This window comes from Flavobacterium tibetense (assembly GCF_003293845.1).
GTDB lineage: Bacteria > Bacteroidota > Bacteroidia > Flavobacteriales > Flavobacteriaceae > Flavobacterium > Flavobacterium tibetense.
The window spans coordinates 70,379-90,894 of sequence record NZ_QLST01000005.1 but is presented as its reverse complement, the minus strand read 5'-3'; the positions used below and the strand labels follow the sequence as shown (position 1 = coordinate 90,894).

The window sequence follows — 20,516 nt, the reverse complement described above, 5'->3', positions numbered from 1 at the left end:
TTTGTCGATATTTACACTATAAATAACAATAAACTAATGAGTTTAATTAATTCCATATTAAAAGCATTTGTAGGCGATAAATCTGAAAAAGATATCAAAGCTATCAAACCGCTTATTAACAAAGTAAAAACTTTTGAATCGGCTTTACAAGCGCTTTCTCACGATGAGTTAAGAGCTAAAACCGAATTTTTCAAAAAAACGATAAAAGATGCTCGTGCTGAAAAAGATGCAAAAATTGCTTCTTTAAAACAAGATGCCGAACAAACGTCAGATATTGATTTGCGTGAAGATATTTACACCCAAATCGACACAATTGAAAAAGAAGCATACGAAATTTCTGAAAAAGTATTAGATACTATTCTTCCAGAAGCTTTTGCCGTTTTAAAAGAAACAGCACGTCGTTTCAAAGAAAACACGCATATCACTGTAACGGCTTCTCCAAAAGACCGTGAACTATCTGCATCAAAATCATACATCACTATCGAAGGTGATAACGCGGTTTGGGCAAACTCTTGGGACGCTGCTGGAAAAGCGATCACTTGGGATATGATTCACTACGACGTACAGTTAATTGGTGGTGTGGTTTTGCACCAAGGTAAAATTGCTGAAATGCAAACGGGTGAAGGAAAAACATTGGTAGCAACACTTCCATTATACTTAAATGCATTGACAGGAAATGGCGTTCACTTAGTAACCGTGAATGATTATTTAGCGCGTCGTGATAGCACATGGAAAGCTCCAATTTTCGAATTCCATGGCTTAACGGTTGATTGTATTGATAATCACCAACCAAACACCGCAGCAAGAAGAAAAGCTTACGAAGCTGATATCACGTACGGAACCAATAACGAATTTGGTTTTGACTATTTACGTGATAATATGGCACATTCGCCAGAAGATTTGGTTCAAAGAAAACACAATTATGCAATTGTGGATGAAGTTGACTCCGTTTTAATTGATGATGCTCGTACACCATTAATCATTTCTGGTCCAGTTCCTCAAGGCGATCGTCATGAGTTTAATGAACTAAAACCAAAAGTAGACAACCTAGTTACGTTACAACGTAAAATAGCTACGGAATGTTTAACAGAAGCTAAACGCTTAATCAAAGAAGGAAATACCAAAGACGGTGGATTTTATTTGTTGCGTTCGCACAGAGCATTACCAAAAAGCAAAGCGTTAATCAAATTTTTATCGGAAGAAGGAATTAAGCAATTGTTGCAAAAAACCGAAAACTTCTACATGCAAGATAACAACAGAGAAATGCCAAAAATTGATGAGGCACTATACTTTGTTATCGAAGAAAAAAACAATCAAGTAGAATTGACAGATAACGGAATTAAATTCCTTTCTCAAGATACTGACGAAAGTTTCTTTGTTTTACCAGACATTGGAACAGAAATCGCTAAAATTGAAAAATTAAACCTTGCTACAGAGGAAGAAGCTGAAAAGAGAGAAGAATTATACAAAGATTTCTCAATCAAAGCAGAAAGAATTCATACGTTAACGCAATTACTGAAAGCGTATACTTTGTTTGAAAAAGATACGGAATACGTAATCATGGATAACAAAGTCATGATTGTAGACGAGCAAACCGGTCGTATCATGGATGGTCGTCGTTATTCAGACGGTTTACACCAAGCGATTGAAGCTAAAGAAAACGTAAAAATTGAAGCAGCTACACAAACTTTTGCTACTGTAACACTTCAGAATTATTTCCGTATGTACCGAAAATTATCAGGTATGACGGGAACTGCTGTTACAGAAGCGGGTGAGTTTTGGGAAATTTACAAATTAGATGTTGTTGAAATTCCAACGAACCGCCCAATGGCTCGTAAAGACAAAGAAGATTTGATTTACAGAACTGTTCGTGAAAAATTTAACGCAGTTATTGAAGATGTTGTACAATTATCGAACTCAGGTCGTCCTGTTTTAATTGGTACTACTTCGGTTGAAATATCTGAGTTATTAAGTCGAATGTTGAAAATTCGCAATATCCCTCACAATGTTTTGAATGCTAAAATGCATAAGAGCGAAGCAGAAATTGTTGCCGAAGCTGGAAAACCTGGCGTAGTAACAATCGCAACGAATATGGCTGGTCGTGGTACCGATATCAAACTTTCTGACGAAGTGAAAAAAGCAGGTGGTTTGGCCATTATTGGAACAGAACGTCACGATTCGCGTCGTGTGGATCGCCAGTTGCGTGGTCGTGCAGGTCGTCAAGGTGATGTGGGAAGTTCGCAGTTCTATGTGTCATTGGAAGATAACTTGATGCGTTTATTTGGTTCGGATAGAGTAGCAAAAGTAATGGATAGAATGGGCTTGAAAGAAGGCGAAGTTATCCAACACTCGATGATGACTAAATCTATCGAAAGAGCGCAGAAAAAAGTAGAAGAAAACAACTTTGGAGTTCGTAAACGTTTGTTAGAATACGATGACGTGATGAATGCGCAACGTGAAGTCGTTTACAAGCGTCGTCGTCATGCTTTACATGGGGAACGTTTGAAAGTGGATATCGCGAATATGATGTACGACACTTGCGAATTAATCGTTCAAAACAACAAATTAGCAGGTGATTACAAAAACTACGAATTCGAATTGATTCGTTATTTCTCAATTAGCGCACCAGTTACGGAAGCGGAATTTGGAAAATTACCAGAAAAAGAAATCGTTGGAAAAACATACAAAGCCGTTTTAGCACATTACGAAGATAAAACTGCTAGAAATGCTGCCGAAGCCTTCCCTATTATCAAAAATGTATACGTAAACAACAACGGCCAATACGAGCGAATTGTAGTTCCGTTTACTGATGGCATCAAATCGTTGAATATTGTTACCAATTTAGAAAAAGCGTACCAAACTGAAGCTAAATCGTTAATTACCGATTTCGAGAAAAACGTTTCTTTAGCAATTATTGACGAAGCTTGGAAAAAACACTTACGTAAAATGGACGAATTGAAACAATCGGTTCAGTTGGCGGTTCATGAGCAAAAAGATCCTTTGTTGATTTACAAGTTTGAAGCTTTCAATTTATTCAAACGTATGATGGATGGCGTAAATAAAGAAGTAATTTCGTTCTTGTTTAAAGGTGATTTGCCTTCACAAAATCCAAATGAAATTAGCGAAGCCAAAGAAGTAAAACAAAAAGTAAATTACACTGAAACTAAAGAAGACGCTTTAAATTCAGATGAATTAGCATCACGCAACAGAGAAGCTGGAGCACAAACGCAAAATCGTCCGCAAGTAACAGAAACGATTACTCGTGAAATGCCAAAAATCAATCGTAATGATTCCGTTACTATTAAACACGTAATGAGCGGCAAAAGCGAAACTATGAAATACAAAAAAGCCGAAAGCATGATTGCTTCTGGCGAATGGGTTTTGGTGAACGAATAAACTAAAACTTACTAATCATATAAATCCTCAATCCTAAACCGATTGAGGATTTTTTTATGAAATTTAGTCAAGAACAAAAATAAACTTCAAAATTCAAACTTGAAGCATAACACCGCAACACCCCTAAAGTCCCCTCAAGGGGACAATCCCTTCTAAGAACTTTAGCATAAATAAGTTTCAATAAGAAAATCCGTAATCATCAGCAAAATCAGAGTCATCAGCGTTCTAATAACAAAGTGAAATGCCTCTGTGTAACTCTCTCAACACAATCCAATTCAAAAAAACTCCGTGCAACTCTGTGTGAACTTTGTGAAACTTTGTGTTACAATCCTAAAACTTCAAACAAAAATAAAGTGAAACGCCTCTGTGCAACTCTTTACAACACAATCCAATTCAAAAAACTTCGTGAAACTCTGTGTGAACTTTGTGAAACTTTGTGAAACTTTTTGTTACAACATTTCAAGCTCAAAACTTAACTTCAAAAAATCCGTTATCATCTGCGCTTCGAAGAACCCGCTTCATCCGCGTTCCGATCTCAATACAATACTATTCAAAAAACTCCGTGAAACTCTGTGTAAACTTCGTGAAACTTTGCGTTACAAACCCGAAACAAAAAATAAACAAATAAAATTCCCTATATTTACTAAAATAAATCATAGAAAATATGGCAAAAAGTCAAGATGCTAAGAAAACAGCAAAAAAAGAACCGTTAAAAACGGCCAAAGAAAAGAAAGAAGACAAACGACAAAAGAAAAATACGCCTAAAAGAGATTAAATATTTCTCCTCAACTATGATAAGTAGTTGGGGATTTTTTATCTTTGGTAATTCTACAAAAAAATAAACACTATGAAATTGAAATCCCTTATTATTGTATGCTTTCTAGCTATTAGCTCCGTTGTGGCGCAAGATATGAATGTATTGAAAGTAGAGGCTTTAAAAGCCTACAAAGCTGGAGCAAGCATGAATTATGACGCTATTTTTGAAACTACGTATCCAAAAGTTTTCGATATTATTCCAAGAGAGCAAATGAAACAAATGATGGAGCAAATGATGGAAACCGAGCAATTTGCTATCAAAATGGTGGAAACAACTCCTAACTTTACTTTTGGCGAAATTAAAAAAATTGGTAAAAAAAGCTTTTGTATGATTGATCACGACAATGTAATGCGAATGACTTTTGTAGAACCTATGGGTGAAGATGTGAACATGATGATAGACATTTTCAAAACCTCAATGGAAGCAACCGAGGTTACGTTTGACGAAGCGACCAATTCTTTTACCATTAAAATTCGCGCAACATTAATTGCTGTAGCGGATGAAGTGACCAACAACAAATGGAAATTTCTAAACAAAGACAAAGAAAATCGTTTGTTCGCAATGATTTTTGATGAAGAAACCAAAAAAGCTTTAGGATTATAACATGAACGAAAACAACATCACCTATACCGAGTTTTTTAACCACGTTAGAGCTAGTATTGCCAATGGAACTTTTGCCAAATTAACACTAGCCAAAACCGTGGGAAAACCCGAATTACAAAACATTTACGTAAAAACGATAGTAGAAGACAACGTGCTAAAGTTGACCATGACGTATAAAATTTACACCACCGAAAAACAGGAATTGGTAAAAATTTGCGATTTAGCCGATTTAGAAGCTGAGCTAATTCCGCACATCAACAACCCGTTTTTAACCGCTTTGTTATTTACTACGGAAGCTGATATTACCATGAAATTAAACAAAAAACGTGTTGCCAGCATCATTGAACAACCACCAACGTTCAAAAATGCGGATGCGAATTTGGTGGAGTTTTTGGGGAAGTAGTCATATATGATTTAAAGTAAATAATTGACATTGATTTTAAAAAAAAAGTTATTATATAAAAAATATAGTTATTGGATACTGATAAAGAAAAAAACGAAATTTTTGCTCATATAAAATATGAAGGCGAATTAGTGAAAGATGGCTTTCTTGATGCTAGAAAAGCTGGCGAAGCTCTTATTGGAATTGACGAATCTTTAAGATATTTCCTTTATCAAGAAGATAAAAAATTCAGAAAAGTTGAATTTGAAATTCCAGTTCGAATAAGAAAAGGAAGCTGGGAAACAATTTTTTTAGAAAATTTTGACGCAATCTTAATAAAAACAGCACTTGCATGGGGAGCTTCCAAATATTTTGGAAGTGCTTTAAGTGAAATGGCAAAAAATGATTTTAAAGATATTGGTTTCAAAGATGTTTTTAAGAAGTCATTTGTTGCAATGACTTGGGTTTTAAAAATTTCTAAACATTTAGGTACATTAACTAAGAAAAAATTTGAAAACCTAAAATTTACAAAAAACAATACAGAAGTTTTAATTACAAATTATAAAGGAGAAATATTAACTGTTCCATATCAATATTTGGAAATATTTTCGAATTGTCCAGATAAATTATTTTCAAATTTAGCAAAAGTTATAGATGAAGAAAGAGAACTAGTTATAGGATATAATGATACTGTAAGTAATAAATTTGAATTTGTAAGAATTAACAATATTGAAAAACAAATTTTTATTCCCACAGAAGAATCTGATGAGACACTTTTCCCCGAATTAATTCATAATTCTTATATTGAACTTGAAGGACACATAACACGAGGAAATGAAAAATCAAATACTATTGGATTTTTATATGAAGGACACATTTTAACTTCTTATCCAACAACTGGAAATGTAAAAGAATTTAAAAATGTACTTTTCACAAATTGTATAATAAAAGGATACATTGACAGATTAGATAAAAAAACAGGTGAATTTATAGAAAAGCGTCCAAGGATAAAATTTATTGAAATTTTATCAAACGAACCTGAAAACAGACAAACTAAATTATTCTAAATAAGCTATTCCCCATCAGGAAAAATCTTCCCTGGATTCAATACATTATTGGGGTCAAAAATAGCTTTGATGCGTTCCATTAATTCCAAATGCACTTTGGAAAAAGCAATATCCATATAGTTTTTTTGTACCAAACCAATGCCGTGTTCGCCAGATAACGTTCCTTTCAATTGCACGGTCAATTCAAAAATCTCGCGAATGCCTTTGGGAACTTCGGTATTCCAATTGGCATCGCTCATTTCACCTTTGATGATGTTTACATGCAAATTGCCATCGCCCGCATGACCATAACATACGGAGTGAAAACCGTATTTCTTGCCAATTGCTTTAATTCCGTGTAATAATTTTGGCAATTCATATCTTGGAACCACCGTATCTTCTTCCTTATAAACCGAATTCGATTTTACAGCTTCACCCACTGCCCTACGCATTTTCCACAAAGCGTTTTTCTGTTCTTCAGTATCGGCGAATAAAACCTCATCAATTTCAAATTGTTCTACCACATTTAAAATTTGTTCCGCTTCTTGCATCAAAATTTCAGGATAATTCCCATCCACTTCAATTAACAAATGAGCCGCAATATTTTCCTTAATTTCTATATTTACGCCGTCAATGTAACGCAACGTCCAATCAATCGCATCGCGTTCCATGAATTCCAAAGCACTTGGCGTAATTCCTGCTCTAAAAATAGCCGAAACCGCTTCACATGCTTGCTCCGCTTTATAAAATGGAACTAAAAGCAATACATTATGTTTGTTTTGAGGCAATAATTTCAAGACAATTTTAGTAACAATTCCCAAAGTTCCTTCACTTCCAACAAGCAATTGTGTCAAATTATAACCGGTTGAGTTTTTCAATGTATTGGCTCCTGTCCAAATGATATCGCCTGTTGGTAAAACAACTTCTAAATTCAGCACATAATCTTTGGTTACACCATATTTCAAAGCTCTAGCGCCACCCGAATTTTCCGCAATATTTCCGCCAATAAAACAACTTCCCATACTACTAGGATCAACAGGATAAAACAAGCCTTTTTCGGCAACAGCTTCGCGAAGAACTTGCGTAATTACACCAGGTTCGGTAGTAACTTGAAGATTTTTCTCGTCAACTTCCAAAATCTTATTGAATCGTTCCATTGAAATCGCAATGCCACCATAAATGGCTAAAGCACCACCGCTCAAACCCGTTCTTCCACCAATAGGAACTGTTGGAATTTTATACGTATTGGAAATCTTTAGGATTTGTGCGACTTCTTCCGTTGTTGCTGGTTTCACCACGACTTGCGGCGGAAAGTTCAAATCTTCCGTTTCGTCATGTCCGTAATCCGTTCTTGTGGCAACGTCAGTAAAAATATAATTCGATCCAACAATAGCTTGTAGTTGGTTGATAATTTCAGGATTCATAGTATGGAATTGATGTGTAAAGATAACTAATTTTTGTTTTTTGGAACACAGATTTTTTAGCCACAAAGGCGCTAAACCGCAAAGGATTCAAAAAACTTAGTGTGACTTTGTGTTAAACTTTGAGCAACTTTGAGCAACAAAACACAAACTTGTCACGCTGAAAGCGTCTCTTTTATGAACTTTAAAACACAATCAATACAATTTTAACTTATATGACTTTTATGTTTTAAAAACTTAGCGCAACTTCGTGCTAAACTTTGTGAAACTTTGTGTTACAAACAATAAACTACAACTTCAAAATAAAATACCAAAAAGCAACAGTAATCAAAGACAACGGAATTCCAACACCCACCATCATGCTACTTAGTTTAGGTTTTAAACCGTAATTGGCAGCTAAAATAGTTCCTGTAATCATTGGTGCCATCGCTGATTCTAGAATGGAAACGTTGATTTCTAAACCATTTCCTCCTAAAATTATTTTGTATAACAGATAGAAAAATGCGGGCATTATGAGCAGTTTGAAAAACAATCCCAAACCTAAAAAAGACCAATGTTTACTCTTCTTGTCAATTTTCAATTGCAAACCAACAGCTACCAATGCTACTGGCGTTACCGTATTTCCAATTCGTAAGAAAGCGTTTTGTAAAGCATTGGGAAATTCAAAAGAAAAAATCGTAAAAAATAATGCAATTGTGAAAGCGATAAAAGGTGGAAACTTTACAATTTTCATCAGAATTTCAGACGTACTTAAATTGCCTCTTGAAAAACTGGCAGCCACTAAAATTCCTAATGTGGTTACCACTACAAATGAACCCGGTTGGTCAACAATTATGGCGGTTTTCAAACCTTCCGCTCCATATAAAGCTTCAATAATGGGAAATCCTACGAAAGACGTATTGCTCAAACCAGCGGTTAAAATCAAACAACCTGTTAATTTTTTCGACCATTTGAAATAGGTTCCTAAAGCGTAAAAAAACACAAAAGATAGTCCAAATCCCAGCCAAGCAATTCCTAACGGATAAAGCAAAGCTAATGAAATGGTAATTTTTGGAATGTAATACAACGCCAAAGCCGGAAGCGAAACATAAATGACGTATTGGTTCAAACTTTGGTAAGCGTTTTTTGGAAATTGTGGCACTTTTTGAAGCGCAACACCCAAAAGCAAACACAAAAATAAAAGTAGGATGTTTTCCATGTACTGAAATCAAGAATACAAAGGTAATTAAACCTTGAGATTTCGATGTTTTATATTCCTACAATTTTTGTATTTTTACACAAAGTAATTGTCTTTTGAAAACACCAAAGAAAAAATCCGCACTTTCAGAAATTCACGGCGTGGAACAACCCGAAACTTTGAGTAGCGTTGTAGCTAGCCAAATTCAGCAATTCCGAAGAAAACAACCTTCGGCCGAAGAATTAGTAGCTGGAATTTTGAAAGGTGATAAAACGGCTTTGAGTCGCGCTATAACTTTGGTAGAAAGTACGAATCCTGAACATTTAGCCAAAGCCAATGAAGTAATTAAAGGTTGCTTGCCGCATGCCAATCAATCGGTTCGTATTGGAATTACTGGTGTTCCTGGCGTTGGGAAAAGTACGTTTATTGAAGCTTTTGGTAAATATTTGACTTCCATTGGAAAGAAAGTCGCTGTTTTGGCGGTTGACCCAAGTTCATCGATTAGTCACGGCAGTATTTTGGGCGATAAAACCCGAATGGAAGAATTGGTAAAAGATGAAAATGCTTATATCCGACCAAGTGCTTCGGGCGATACATTAGGCGGAGTTGCAAGAAAAACGCGTGAAACTATCATTCTTTGTGAAGCTTGCGGATTTGATACGATTATTATTGAAACAGTTGGTGTGGGTCAAAGCGAAACTGCCGTCCACAGTATGGTAGATTTCTTTTTGTTGTTGAAAATTTCAGGCGCTGGCGATGAATTACAAGGGATCAAGCGCGGCATCATGGAAATGGCGGATACTATCGTAATCAACAAAGCCGATGGCGATAACATTGCCAAAGCCAAATTAGCCAAAACCGAATTCAATAGAGCATTGCATTTATTTCCAGCCAAATCTTCAGGTTGGATTCCAAAAGTAACGACTTGTAGCGCTTTCGAAAAAACAGGAATTGACAACGTTTGGGAAATTATTTCGGAGTATTTCGAATTGGTAAAATCCAATCACTATTTCGAAGAAAAAAGACAAAATCAAAACCAATTTTGGATGATGGAAACGATAAACGAACAATTGAAATCGCATTTTTACAATCATCCGAACATCATACAATCATTGGAAGAAAACAAAAAAGCCGTGCAAAACAATGAAATTTCACCTTTTGCAGCGGCTGTAAATTTATTGGAAGAATATTTTAATAAATGATATTAGTACGGATAAGTCAATGACTTGTCGCTACGGGAACGTAATCTTTGATTACTCTTGTTCGTAACGCTCCATTTCTCTATCGTAGAATTCTCCAGCAATGGTAATTAAATGTTCCATTTCTGATTCTAATTCTTTTTCGTCTTCTTCTTCGATGTCTTCTAAAAATTCTACTTCGTCATCTTTCAAATTGATTACGAATCTTGGAAATTCTAAATGAATAATAAAAATATCATCAGGAAAATCGGTATTGTCTCCGATTACAAATTTTGGTAAATCCATTTTATTTAATGTTTATAGTTTTTTGTTTGTTGTTTATTGTTTTTGAACTTGAAATTGTACTTGTTCTTGTTCTTGTTCTAGTACTTGTTCTTGAATCATTTTTTTCGTTAGATAATTAAAGCGAATATACAAAAATATTGCGGCGGCTGTTAATCCAGCCAATAATCCTATCCAAATTCCCACGGCTTTCAAATCAGTATACAATCCTAAATAGATTGAAATTGGAAATCCTATTACCCAATACGCCACAAAAGTCATGTACATTGGAATTTTTACATCTTGCAATCCTCTCAAGGCTCCTAAAACTACAACTTGTAATCCATCTGAAATTTGAAATACTGCCGCAACTAATAATAAATTGGCAGCAATAGCCATTACTTCCTGACTTTCTACCAAAGTAGTCGCATCGTTTAGGTTTACAAAAAGTTGGGGTAAATATTGGTGAAACAAAACGAAAATCAGAGCAAAAATTATTTCTAGAAATGTGGCCAATAAAAAAATCGATAGCGCTACAATTCTAAGTTTCTTATAATCTTCCAAACCTTTTTGATTTCCTACACGAATCATCGCTGCTACACTCAATCCCATGGCAAACATAAACGTAAACGACGCCAAACTCAAGGCAATTTGATTCGCCGCTTGACTAGTAGTTCCCAATCGACCCGAAAGCCAGATTGCTCCTGTAAAAAGTGCGACTTCAAAAAACATTTGCATAGCGGATGGCGTTCCTAATCGAATGATGGTTAGATTCACTTCGCGTTTAATTTCTTTGAATGAGAATCCTTTGAAATACGGATGAAATTTCTTTTTCAAATTCATCATATAATGCATGTAGCCCAACATCACAAAACGGGAAGCGATAGTTCCAATAGCTGCACCAATAATTCCTAATTCAGGAAAAATCCAAATACCATAAATTAGTAAATAATTCAAAACTACATTCACAATATTTGCTAAAATGGTTGCCCACATGGAATATTTAGTTTCGCTCATTCCATCAGCAAACTGTTTGTAAGCCTGAAACATAATTAACGGAATCAACGAAAAAGCAACAATATCTAAATACGGTTTTGCCAATGTTACCACATGTTCTGGTTGTCCCATATAAGCGATTAATGGCTTTGAAAAATAGATAATCCCAAATAGTACAATACCTAAAATCGTACATAAATACAATCCGTGATGGAAAGCACTTCTCCCCTTTTCTACATCATTTTTCCCATCGGCTTCTGCAACTAATGGTGTGATTGCTGTTGAAAAACCAATTCCTAATGACATCGCAATAAATACAAAGCTATTTCCCAAAGAAACCGCTGCCAATTCCGCTGGACCTAATTTCCCAACCATGATGTTATCAACAATTCCCACAACCGTATGACCTAACATTCCCAAAATAATAGGATAGGCCAATCGAAGGTTATATGAAAACTCTTTGGTGTAAGTCGCTAAGGTCATTTTGCAATTTTGGTGCAAATATACAGAATAAACCTAGAGATAAATCGTTAAATTATTGCTCTGATAATAGGGAATCGCGATAATGTGCAATATTCTCTTTAATGTTAGCGTCCAATTCTGGATAACAAATATCGGTGTATTTGGCTAGTTCTTCCCAAATGGTTTTGGCAACTAAATAACGAGCCGTTTCTTTGTTATCTGCTGGAATTACATACCAAGGTGCATATTCTTTTGACGTTTTATTTAAAATATCTTCATAACATTCTTGATACGTAGACCAAAGTGTTCGTTCTTTCAAATCGGCTGGAGAAAATTTCCAGTTGTGTTTTTCTTCATCCAATCTCCTTACTAAACGCAATCTTTGTTCCTCTTTACTCAAATGCAAGAAAAATTTAAGTACAATTACGCCGTTGTTAGTAATATGTTTTTCAAAGCTATTGATACTTTCAAAACGGTTTTCCCAAAATTCATCCGTAATATCATCAACGGAATTTATACCTGGAATATTTTCGTTTAAGATATAGTTAGGTCGCACTTTTGTTATCAAAACATTTTCATAATGCGTGCGATTAAAAACTGAAAACTTTCCTTTTTCTGGAAGTGCTAAATAATGGCGCCACAAGTAATCATGCTCTAATTCGGCTCCATTGGGTGCTTTAAAACTGTAAACATTAACTCCACGTGCATTGAACTCTTTAAAAACCTCACGAATCAAACTGTCTTTTCCTGCTGTATCCATTCCTTGTAAGCAAATCAAAACACCATATTTGTTATGGGCGTACATTTTGTCTTGCAGTTTGCTCAATTTCTCCCGAATTTTTTGTAGCTCCTTTTCTTTCTTCTTTTCTGAAGTCGCAACGTCAATAAAAGTTGGTATTTCGGCTAAAGTTATGGGTTGCGTAACTTTTAAAGATTCAACTGCAATGTTTTTCATTGGATTGGAATTAAAATTATTCCTAAATTTAAAAAATATTTTACTATCGTCCCAACCTTTTCCAACTTTTAGTACTCTATATAAAAAAGCAAATGCAAGAACAAGTTCAAAAGTCAAGGACAAGTTGAAATTGAAATTAAAAAAATATGGATATAACCATCATACAAGCCTGTAAAAAGCAACAACGGGAAGCCCAGCGGCTCGTCTATGAAAAAATGGCGACCAAGTTGTACTATGTGTGCAAACGCTATTTGAAAAAAGAGGAAGAGATTGAAGAAGTTTTGGCCGATACTTTTTTCATCATCTTCACTAAAATTGATCAATTAAAGGAGTTACATGCTTTTGAGGCTTGGGCAAAAAAAATAGCCGTGAACCAATGTTTGTTGCAATTGCGTAAAAATTTGAATTTCAATTTGTATTTGGAAGACATGAGTTATGCCAATCAACCTTTAGCAGATGAAGTGACCGATTTAGAAGAAGCCGATTTGATGAATTTACTCAATTATCTTCCCGAAGGTTGTAAAGCGATTTTTAATTTGTTTGTTGTAGAAGGTTATTCGCATAAAGAAATTGCCCAACAACTTCAAATATCGGAAGGAACGTCGAAATCACAATTGAATGCTGCTAAAACCAAATTGAAAGAATTAGTCACAACTTTTTATTACCAAAAAGCACGATAATCATGAACACTGAAGATAAAATACACAAAAAAATACAACAAGCATCTGAAAAGCTGCCCAATGATAGCTTTCCTGGTATGGATAAAGTTTGGTCGCGAGTAGAAGAAAAACTCGATACCAATGTCTTGAAAAAAGAAAATAACCGTTGGAAGAAATTTAGCGTAGCGGCTGCGTTAGCAATTGTTGGAACATTAATTTATCAATTTTCACAACCTGAAAATATCATAACAACAAACGAAACTGTAGTTACTATTGATACTTTACAACCGATTTTAACTGAACCAGAAGAAGCAATTGTTACAGCTGAAAAAACAGAAATAGTAGAAGAAAAAGAAATTATTTTGCAAAAAGCCATTGAAAAACCAACACTTGTGATGGCTGAAGAAGTTATTGTAAACAAAAATAATGAGATTATAGTTTCTGAAAAAGCTACACAAGGTTTCTACAATGCCAAGGAAATTTCTCCTGCTGCTGCTGATTTTGAGAATAAAGCAGTATCTAGTTTCGCTCCAACAACTAAAGCTAAAAAAAGTGAAGCTTATTCCAATTTTATTGCTTCAGATACAGATGATGTTGGGAAAAAATTACCACCATTAGTTGTTATTGATGGAAAAGCTTCGAAAACCAGTGATATTAAAAATATTGCTAACGAAGATTTGGAAGCCGTTATTATACTCAACGATCCCATTTACATTATTAACGGAGTGATGTATACCGAACAGGAACTTTTTGGACCTAACCCAACGAGTCCGTATGCGCCCTTGCAAAAGCAAGATATTATTTCCACCACCATATTACAAGAAGAGGACGCTCTGAAAGCCTATGGCGAAAAAGGAAAAAAAGGAGTAGTTATCATTAAAACCAAAGAGGGCAAACCCAAAAAGTAACGCCTTCTAATTCAATCGTTTCATTTAAAAATTAGAATCATGAAAAATGTAAAAATTATTTCATTAGGGATTATTATGCTTATAACTTTCCTTAATCTGACCACCGTAAAATTCACCGAACAAAAGATTTCTGGAGTAGTTTCAGATGCTCTTGGTCCGTTACCTGGCGTTTCTGTAACCATCAAAGGAACCAACAAAAAAACCACAACCGATTTTGATGGAAAATATGCCATAATTGCCAATGAGAAAGATGTTTTATTGTTCTCTTACATTGGTTATAAAACGCAATCTATTACTGTTGGTAAAAAAACTACAGTCAATATTACAATGAAAGAAGACATTTTGACTGGAAGTGAAGTTGTAGTTCAAGGATATATAAAAGAAGAAAGAGTTGTTTTTGACGACAACGCACCAAAAGTAAAAAGCACAATGTTGCAAGGTCAAGGTAATGGTCTTCAAATTGGCACAAGTTCTGGTGCACCAGGAAATTCCAATGTTGTAATCAGAGGTGTTTCCTCTTTAGATAAAAAGCAGGAACCCATATATATTATCGATGGAAAACCCGCAAGGGCTGAAGATTTTAGAAAGTTAAATCCCAATGATATTGAAAAAGTAGTAGTATTAAAAGATGAAAAATCAACAGCATTATACGGAAGTCGAGGCAAAAATGGAGCCGTTACTATTATAACTAAAAATGGATTACCAACCGAAAAAAAAGACATTTTAATAAAAGAAATTGCACCTTTTGATAACTCAATTCCATCAATTGAACCTAATCAAGAAGATTATGAATTGTTTGTTGAAAACCAATTTACAAGTCCAAAAAGCGAACCTTTATCCACGTTTTCTATTGATGTTGACAATGCTTCTTATACCAATGTTCGTCGTTTTATTAACCAAGGACAAACCGTTCCAAAAGATGCTGTTCGTGTGGAAGAAATGGTCAATTTTTTCAAATACAATTACGAAAAACCAACAGGAAATTATCCGTTTGCCATTGCTACAGAATACGGCGATTGTCCTTGGAACGAAAAACATAAATTGGTTAAAATTGGTTTACAAGGAAAAGAAATTCCAAATGATAAATTACCTAATTCTAATTTTGTTTTCTTGATTGATGTTTCGGGTTCTATGAATTCACAAAACAAATTGCCTTTACTGAAAGAATCGATGAAAGTTTTGGTCAATCAATTGCGTAAAAATGATAAAGTAGCCATCGTCGTTTATGCTGGAGCAGCTGGAATGGTTTTACCTCCAACATCAGGCGACGAAAAAGAAACTATCATAAAAGCATTAGACAAATTATCGGCTGGTGGAAGTACGGCTGGTGGTGCTGGAATTGAATTGGCATACAAAATGGCAATCGAAAATTTCATCAAAGGCGGCAATAATCGAGTAATTTTAGCAACTGATGGCGATTTTAATGTTGGCGCTTCTTCTAATAAAGACATGGAAACCTTAATCGAAGAAAAAAGAAAATCGGGTGTTTTCTTAACGTGTTTGGGTTTTGGAATGGGCAATTACAAAGACAGCAAAATGGAAATTTTAGCCAATAAAGGCAATGGAAATTATGCTTATATTGATAACATTCAAGAAGCGAATCGTTTTCTTGGAAAAGAATTTAAAGGAAGTATGTTTGCGATTGCGAAAGATGTAAAAATTCAAATTGAATTCAATCCAAAACACGTGCAAAGTTACCGTTTAATTGGCTACGAAAACCGAAAATTACGTCCAGAAGATTTTAAAAATGATGCTATTGATGCGGGTGAGTTAGGCAGCGGTCACTCGGTTACAGCATTGTATGAAATTATCCCAACCGGAGTGGAAAGCTCATTCAATCAAGATATTGCCGATTTGAAATATTCTGAAATAAAAATTGCTCCAAAAGACTATTCGGATGAATTGGCAACGATAAAATTCAGATATAAAAAACCTGATGGCGAGAAAAGTATTGAAATGGTTGAAACCATCAAAAATAGTGTACTTTCGCTAGCAAAAACTTCTGAAGATTTCAAATTTAGCGCTGCTGTTGCTTGGTTTGGATTAAAATTGCGCGATTCAAAATTGGTCACCAATAAAACTTCCAAAGACATCAAAGCATTGGCATTACAAGGAAAATCAAAAGATGAAGACGGTTATCGGGCAGAATTCATTCGATTGGTTGAAGCGGTTAATTAGTTGGCTGTCGCAGTTTTCAGTCTCAGTTTAAAATAATAATTCATCCTGCAAGGTGTAATAGCCTTGTGGGATTTTAAAAACAAATTATGAAAAAATTCATCGTAATATTCACTTTATTCACCTTTAGCTTTGGGATAAGCCAAAATAAAAAAACTTCCAAAGAGAAACCTTTAATCGTATTAAATCAGAAAATAATTTCTTATTCCCAATTCGAACAAATTAATCCTAATTTAGTAGATAGTATTTCCGTTTTAAAAGATAAAAAAGCCATTGATAAATATGGAGAAAAAGGAGAAAACGGCGTAATCGAAGTTTATACCAAAAAGCCAATATTTCAACCCATTATGAAAACTAAAACCATCTATTTATTGGGCGGAATTGCAGCTTCTATAACCAAAGAAGATATGGAATTTGCCAAGAAATATGGTTTTATATTCCATAATTTTGGTTGTATTGCTCCAGTAGATTTTGAAAAATATGAAACCAAAAATGCCCAAGTTTTTGATTGGCTTAATGAAACCTATGGAACCGATTGGCAAAAAGAAATGAAGTCAAGTGCTTTTGGTTTTGAGAAATGGAAAATGAAAGAATAAGGCGTAAACTACTCTTAATCTTTTTTAGTTAAAACCCTTCGGTGACATTCTAACTGGAAATTCTTTTTCAAAAGCACAACCTATTTGCAATAATTTTTCCTCTTCAAATGGTCGAGCTATAAATGTAATACCAACGGGTTCTCCTAAATCAGTATATCCCATAGGAACAGTTAAACAAGGATATTTAGCCATTGCTGCATGACCAGAATTATAATTATTTATAGATAAAATAGCATCTAATTTATGCTCTTGAATAGGAGTTTCAAAAAAAGAAACGGCTTCTTTATTAAATTTAATTTTCAATTGCTCGAAATCATTTTCGGAAATAGTTTCTGCCACAATTCCTTCAAATAAAGCTTGTCCGTAGGGAATTCTTAAAAGTGAATCTTGTTTGTTAAAGTTGACAATATCATTAACCGTTTTAAAACTAACTGAAACAGAAGAATGTGTTTCTAAATATTTAGGCAAATCTACTTTCATATCAGCGTTTAAAAAAGTAACAAAGGAACCAAAATCCATATTTTGAGGTTGAATTTCGATAATTTCAACTCCTTGTTGCTTCAAATTTTCTATTGTTTTTTTGTAAATAGGATTATTCAAATGCGACTTAAATACACCAAAACGTTTTCCTTTTAAAGGAGAATTTGAAAGATTAGTCCAAAAATTAGTAACAGTTCCAGAAACAGTCGACACATCATTTTTATCATATCCTGAAATGGCAGATAAAAGTATAGCTGCATCAATTGTATTTTTAGCCATTGGACCTGCAGTATCTAGAGTAGAAGAAATTGGGATTATACCTGTTCTACTAACTAAACCAATAGTAGGTTTTAATCCGACTAAGGAGTTTTGACTTGAAGGTGAAATAATTGAACCTGATGTTTCAGAACCAACAGCCACTGCCGCATAATTTGCCGCTACCGCTACTCCACTACCAGAACTTGATCCGCCTGTATCGAAAATTGTTCGCCCGTAAGGATTTAAAGTTTGTCCACCCAAAGCGCTATAACCGCTAGGACAACCGTTACAAAGAAAGTAAGCCCATTCACTTAGATTTACTTTTCCTAAAATTATACCTCCTTTGGCAATAAGTTGTTCCGCAATAAATGCATTTTCTGTTGTATTATTTTTTAATGCTACAGCGCCAGCAGTAGTTGGCATTCCTTTTGTATTTATGTTGTCTTTGAGTAAAATTGGCATTCCAAAAATAGGATGTGATTTGTTTTTACTTCTTTTACTATCGCATTGTCTTGCTTCTTCAACGGCGTTCTCATTTATGGAAAGAATTGCATTTAAAAAAGTTTCTTTATTGCTTTCAAATTTCAAAATTCTATACAAATACCATTTAGTTAATTTTTCGTAATTCAATTTTTTTGCATCAATACTACTTTGAATACCTAAAATGTCTTTATCTAAAATATAAGGTAATAATTCACTGTAATCATTTTCATTGAAGTTACCAATCTGTTTTTGGATTGATTTAAGAATTAAATTCTTATCTAAGTTTTTGGATTGAATGAGTTTAAAACGCATTCTTTCATTCTCTTTAGTAGCAAAACTTTCTATTTGAGAAGTTTCATCATAAGGAGTCCAAGTTTTATTGGTTGTAATATTTTTAGAACAAGATAAAAAAGCAAAAACTATAAATAAGTAACTGTATTTCATTTTATTTTCTATTGATTAACAAATATATCAAATATTGGAATACTTTTAAAAACAAAAAAGCCCCAAAATTTGGAGCTTTATTTGAATTAAATATTTTTACTTCTCAATCTCTTTCAACGAATTCATTTTTTTGATTTCTAAGAAACCTTTTAAATCTTCGAAATGTTCTTTTACACGTTTGTTACCAAATTCGAACACTTTTTCAGCTAAACCGTCAAGGAAATCACGGTCGTGGGAAACTAAGATTAGAGTTCCGTCGAAATCTCTTAAAGCATCTTTAATGATGTCTTTGGTTTTCATATCCAAGTGATTCGAAGGTTCATCCAAAATCAACAAATTCACTGGTTCTAACAACAATTTAATCATCGCCAAACGCGTTTTTTCTCCTCCAGAAAGTACTTTTACTTTCTTCTGAATATCATCACCTTGAAACATGAATGCGCCAAGAATATTTTTTATTTGGGTACGAACATCTCCAACAGCAATTCTATCAATAGTCTCAAAAATAGTGGCATTTTCATCTAATAACGACGCTTGATTTTGGGCAAAATAACCAATTTGCGCATTGTGACCAATTTCAACGCTTCCGCCATCAATTTCGATTTCTTTCATGATGGCTTTAATCATAGTTGATTTTCCTTCACCATTTTTTCCTACGAAAGCCACTTTTTGTCCGCGTTCGATAACGATATTGGCATCTTTGAAAATTACTTTATCGCCATAACTTTTGCACAAATCTTTTACTATAACTGGATATTGTCCAGAACGAGCCGAAGGTGGAAATTTCAATTTTAAAGCCGAATTATCTACTTCGTCCACTTCAATTGGAACAATTTTTTCTAACATTTTAACACGCGATTGCACCGATTCTGTTTTTGAAAAAGTTCCTCTAAAACGATCAATAAACGCTTGATTTTCGGCAATGAACTTTTGTTGCTCTTCGTATGCTTTTTGTTGGTGTATTCTTCTATCTTTTCGAAGTTCTAAATAGTGCGAATATTTGGCTTTGTAATCGTAAATTCGTCCCATTGTTACTTCGATAGTTCTATTGGTAATATTATCTACAAAAGCTCTATCGTGCGAAATTACCATAACTGCTTTGGCTTGGTTTACCAAAAAATCTTCCAACCATTGAATACTGTCCATATCCAAGTGATTGGTTGGCTCATCCAATAAAATCAAATCGGGTTTTTTTAGAAGAATTTTTGCCAATTCAATACGCATTCTCCAACCTCCAGAAAATTCAGAAGTTTGACGAGTAAAATCAGCTCTTTCAAAACCTAAACCTTTTAATACCTTTTCAACTTCTGCTTCATAATTCACTTCTTCAATAGCATAATATTTTTCAGAAAGTTCCGAAACCCTTTCAATCAACTTCATGTAAGCATCACTCTCATAATCCGTACGAATAGTCAATTGCTCATTGATTTCTTCAATTTCAGCTTTCATATCTAAAACATCAGCAAAAGCTTTTGAAGTTTCTTCCATGACCGTACAATTGTCATTTGACAACAAATGCTGAGGCAAATAGGCAATCACTGCTTCTTTTGGTGCCGAGATATTTCCGCGAGTTGGTTTGTTTTGTCCTGCAACAATTTTTAAAAGTGTAGATTTTCCAGCTCCATTTTTACCCATTAAGGCAATTTTATCGGTTTCATTGATGGCAAAAGTAACTTCGCTAAAAAGTGTAGTTCCGCCAAATTCTACGGCAATGTCGTTAACTGTAATCATAATTATACTATTGGAAGTCAGAAGTTGGAAGTTGGAAGACTAAAAAACTGCTGATTTTTTTTGATGG

Annotated in this window: 16 protein-coding genes; 9 read left to right on the top strand and 7 right to left on the bottom strand. The window is 34.3% G+C overall.

All coding sequences use genetic code 11. From position 1 onward, the window contains the following. Positions 1-36 precede the first annotated feature (36 nt). The 4 genes from secA (at position 37) to DPN68_RS05255 (ending at position 6,265) form a co-directional block, all read left to right on the top strand. Positions 37-3,396 (top strand): preprotein translocase subunit SecA, encoded by a 3,360-nt coding sequence (secA, locus tag DPN68_RS05275; protein WP_113988603.1) that lies wholly within the window; start codon positions 37-39, stop codon positions 3,394-3,396. Between the two features lie 847 nt (positions 3,397-4,243). Then, positions 4,244-4,816, top strand: a complete 573-nt coding sequence (locus DPN68_RS05265; protein WP_113988601.1) for a hypothetical protein — start codon at positions 4,244-4,246, stop codon at positions 4,814-4,816. Between the two features lies 1 nt (position 4,817). Continuing rightward, a complete protein-coding gene (locus DPN68_RS05260; protein WP_113988600.1) occupies positions 4,818-5,219 on the top strand; it encodes a hypothetical protein in 402 nt (133 codons plus the stop codon). A gap of 71 nt (positions 5,220-5,290) precedes the next feature. Next, complete coding sequence (locus DPN68_RS05255) at positions 5,291-6,265, top strand: hypothetical protein (protein WP_113988599.1); 975 nt, start codon at positions 5,291-5,293, stop codon at positions 6,263-6,265. A gap of 5 nt (positions 6,266-6,270) precedes the next feature. On the opposite strand, the gene DPN68_RS05250 is transcribed toward DPN68_RS05255, so the two are convergent. After that, a complete protein-coding gene (locus tag DPN68_RS05250) occupies positions 6,271-7,668 on the bottom strand; it encodes an FAD-binding oxidoreductase (protein WP_113988598.1) in 1,398 nt (465 codons plus the stop codon). 286 nt (positions 7,669-7,954) lie between these two features. Then, a complete protein-coding gene (locus DPN68_RS05245) occupies positions 7,955-8,863 on the bottom strand; it encodes an AEC family transporter (protein ID WP_113988597.1) in 909 nt (302 codons plus the stop codon). Positions 8,864-8,958: 95 nt separating this feature from the next. Between DPN68_RS05245 and meaB the strand changes: the two genes are divergently transcribed. Beyond that, positions 8,959-10,044 (top strand): methylmalonyl Co-A mutase-associated GTPase MeaB, encoded by a 1,086-nt coding sequence (gene meaB / locus DPN68_RS05240; protein ID WP_113988596.1) that lies wholly within the window; start codon positions 8,959-8,961, stop codon positions 10,042-10,044. Positions 10,045-10,095: 51 nt separating this feature from the next. On the opposite strand, the gene DPN68_RS05235 is transcribed toward meaB, so the two are convergent. Genes DPN68_RS05235 through DPN68_RS05225 form a run of 3 tightly spaced genes read right to left on the bottom strand, consistent with a single transcriptional unit; the run spans position 10,096 to position 12,715 of the window. Beyond that, on the bottom strand, positions 10,096-10,326 hold the full coding sequence (locus DPN68_RS05235) for a hypothetical protein (protein WP_113988595.1): 231 nt from the start codon (positions 10,324-10,326) through the stop codon (positions 10,096-10,098). 33 nt (positions 10,327-10,359) lie between these two features. Further along, positions 10,360-11,781 carry an MATE family efflux transporter gene (locus DPN68_RS05230; RefSeq protein WP_113988594.1) on the bottom strand — a complete coding sequence of 474 codons (1,422 nt, stop codon included), beginning with the start codon at positions 11,779-11,781 and terminating at the stop codon, positions 10,360-10,362. Positions 11,782-11,833: 52 nt separating this feature from the next. Next, positions 11,834-12,715, bottom strand: a complete 882-nt coding sequence (locus tag DPN68_RS05225; protein ID WP_113988702.1) for a PPK2 family polyphosphate kinase — start codon at positions 12,713-12,715, stop codon at positions 11,834-11,836. A gap of 146 nt (positions 12,716-12,861) precedes the next feature. Between DPN68_RS05225 and DPN68_RS05220 the strand changes: the two genes are divergently transcribed. The 4 genes from DPN68_RS05220 (at position 12,862) to DPN68_RS05205 (ending at position 17,053) form a co-directional block, all read left to right on the top strand. Continuing rightward, a complete protein-coding gene (locus tag DPN68_RS05220; protein ID WP_113988593.1) occupies positions 12,862-13,395 on the top strand; it encodes an RNA polymerase sigma factor in 534 nt (177 codons plus the stop codon). Between the two features lie 2 nt (positions 13,396-13,397). After that, complete coding sequence (locus tag DPN68_RS05215) at positions 13,398-14,282, top strand: hypothetical protein (RefSeq protein ID WP_113988592.1); 885 nt, start codon at positions 13,398-13,400, stop codon at positions 14,280-14,282. Positions 14,283-14,321: 39 nt separating this feature from the next. Further along, a complete protein-coding gene (locus tag DPN68_RS05210) occupies positions 14,322-16,460 on the top strand; it encodes a vWA domain-containing protein (protein ID WP_113988591.1) in 2,139 nt (712 codons plus the stop codon). Between the two features lie 86 nt (positions 16,461-16,546). Next, positions 16,547-17,053: an FEKKY domain-containing protein gene (locus tag DPN68_RS05205; protein ID WP_113988590.1), complete on the top strand. Its 507-nt coding sequence runs from the start codon at positions 16,547-16,549 to the stop codon at positions 17,051-17,053. 24 nt (positions 17,054-17,077) lie between these two features. On the opposite strand, the gene DPN68_RS05200 is transcribed toward DPN68_RS05205, so the two are convergent. Continuing rightward, complete coding sequence (locus DPN68_RS05200; protein WP_113988589.1) at positions 17,078-18,718, bottom strand: amidase family protein; 1,641 nt, start codon at positions 18,716-18,718, stop codon at positions 17,078-17,080. Between the two features lie 96 nt (positions 18,719-18,814). Further along, the gene (locus tag DPN68_RS05195) at positions 18,815-20,449 is read right to left on the bottom strand and encodes an ABC-F family ATP-binding cassette domain-containing protein (RefSeq protein WP_113988588.1); all 1,635 of its coding nucleotides are present in this window, start codon (positions 20,447-20,449) and stop codon (positions 18,815-18,817) included. Between the last annotated feature and the right edge of the window lie 67 nt (positions 20,450-20,516).

Bases quoted from the DNA above. Each gene is read 5' to 3' on its own strand.
- secA (WP_113988603.1), top strand. From the start codon at position 37: ATGAGTTTAATTAATTCCATATTAAAAGCATTTGTAGGCGATAAATCT.
- DPN68_RS05265 (WP_113988601.1), top strand. From the start codon at position 4,244: ATGAAATTGAAATCCCTTATTATTGTATGCTTTCTAGCTATTAGCTCC.
- DPN68_RS05260 (WP_113988600.1), top strand. From the start codon at position 4,818: ATGAACGAAAACAACATCACCTATACCGAGTTTTTTAACCACGTTAGA.
- DPN68_RS05250 (WP_113988598.1), bottom strand. From the start codon at position 7,668: ATGAATCCTGAAATTATCAACCAACTACAAGCTATTGTTGGATCGAAT.
- DPN68_RS05245 (WP_113988597.1), bottom strand. From the start codon at position 8,863: ATGGAAAACATCCTACTTTTATTTTTGTGTTTGCTTTTGGGTGTTGCG.
- DPN68_RS05235 (WP_113988595.1), bottom strand. From the start codon at position 10,326: ATGGATTTACCAAAATTTGTAATCGGAGACAATACCGATTTTCCTGAT.
- DPN68_RS05230 (WP_113988594.1), bottom strand. From the start codon at position 11,781: ATGACCTTAGCGACTTACACCAAAGAGTTTTCATATAACCTTCGATTG.
- DPN68_RS05225 (WP_113988702.1), bottom strand. From the start codon at position 12,715: ATGAAAAACATTGCAGTTGAATCTTTAAAAGTTACGCAACCCATAACT.
- DPN68_RS05220 (WP_113988593.1), top strand. From the start codon at position 12,862: ATGGATATAACCATCATACAAGCCTGTAAAAAGCAACAACGGGAAGCC.
- DPN68_RS05215 (WP_113988592.1), top strand. From the start codon at position 13,398: ATGAACACTGAAGATAAAATACACAAAAAAATACAACAAGCATCTGAA.
- DPN68_RS05210 (WP_113988591.1), top strand. From the start codon at position 14,322: ATGAAAAATGTAAAAATTATTTCATTAGGGATTATTATGCTTATAACT.
- DPN68_RS05205 (WP_113988590.1), top strand. From the start codon at position 16,547: ATGAAAAAATTCATCGTAATATTCACTTTATTCACCTTTAGCTTTGGG.
- DPN68_RS05200 (WP_113988589.1), bottom strand. From the start codon at position 18,718: ATGAAATACAGTTACTTATTTATAGTTTTTGCTTTTTTATCTTGTTCT.
- DPN68_RS05195 (WP_113988588.1), bottom strand. From the start codon at position 20,449: ATGATTACAGTTAACGACATTGCCGTAGAATTTGGCGGAACTACACTT.